This window comes from Rhizobium sp. P1_E1, assembly GCF_056406015.1.
The window spans coordinates 1-1,113 of the sequence record NZ_JBFUAY010000523.1; the positions used below are offsets into that span (position 1 = coordinate 1).

The window sequence follows — 1,113 nt, forward strand, 5'->3', positions numbered from 1 at the left end:
CATTTACACCACGAACGCCATAGAGGCCTTGAACTCGAAACTTCGCCGGGCCGTGCGCTCGCGTGGGCATTTCCCTGGTGACGAAGCCGCCATGAAGCTGCTATATCTGGTGCTCAACAACGCCGCAGAGCAATGGAAGCGCGCGCCGCGGGAATGGGGCGAAGCAAAGACACAGTTCGCCGTCATCTTCGGCGAGCGGTTCTCCAACTAATGAACCGGCCCCCCGCACAGAATTCCTGACAGTCCCTTCAAGCAGGCAGCCTTCGGCCGCAAATCCGAGAGGGTCGATCCCGAGCAATTCGATCTCGCGCTGGAAGACCTGGAAACGGCAATTGCCGCCGTCCATGCCGAAGACAAGGCCGATAGCCCCTCGGGTGAACCGTACCCCAAACCACGCGCTACCAATCGCGGCTCTCTTCCCGCCCACCTTCCTCGTGTCGAGGAGATCATCGAGCCGGAAAGCCTGATCTGTGCTTGCGGTGGAGGCCTGCATTGCATCGGTGAGGATGTGTCCGAGCGGCTGGATGTCATTCCTGCGCAGTTCCGCGTCATCGTCACCCGCCGTCCCAAATAAGCCTGCCGCGCTTGCACCGATGGCGTTACTCAGGCTCCGGCCCCTGCACGGCTGATTCATGCCGGATTGCCGCGGAGGTGCGCCGCCAGGTGTCGCCTTCACCTATGCTCCCGGTCGCGGCGGGTTACATGCCGAGCGGATATTGCAAGGGTTCACCGGCATCCTTCAGGTGGATGGCTACGCAGGATATAATCGCCTGATCGCACCGGACCGAGTTGGGCTGTCGCTCGCAAGCTCGCCGTCATCATGCATGCGATGCTTCGCTCCGGTGAGCTCTTCAACAGGGCGACAGCCACCACCTAACTCTCAAGCTCTGCGGGCCCATGGCGTGAAGAGGCGTCCCTGCCGGGACCGAGGCTGGTCCATTCCGTTAAGACCGTTGTTGCACCACGAGTTTGCTCGGAGCGAGCGAGACATACATTGGAAGGAGTGACCCGCGAAGCACCATAATGCGGCGACCTATGTCGACCGCGTAGACGACCATGCTCCCGGCAAACAACCTCCTGCACCCAAAAGGCGCTTGCAAATCTCGCTATTAG

General features: G+C 60.9%; 1 protein-coding gene and 1 pseudogene. Both read left to right on the forward strand.

Features of this window, described 5'->3' with window-relative positions; genetic code table 11:
• Positions 1 to 211, forward strand: a 211-nt coding sequence (locus tag AC1D1Z_RS37670) for a transposase (protein ID WP_477853936.1), incomplete at its 5' end; no start/stop codon positions are given.
• A 36-nt stretch (positions 212 to 247) separates the two neighbouring features.
• A pseudogene (locus AC1D1Z_RS37675) lies at positions 248 to 794 on the forward strand (transposase domain-containing protein); the annotation flags it as partial.
• Between the last annotated feature and the right edge of the window lie 319 nt (positions 795 to 1,113).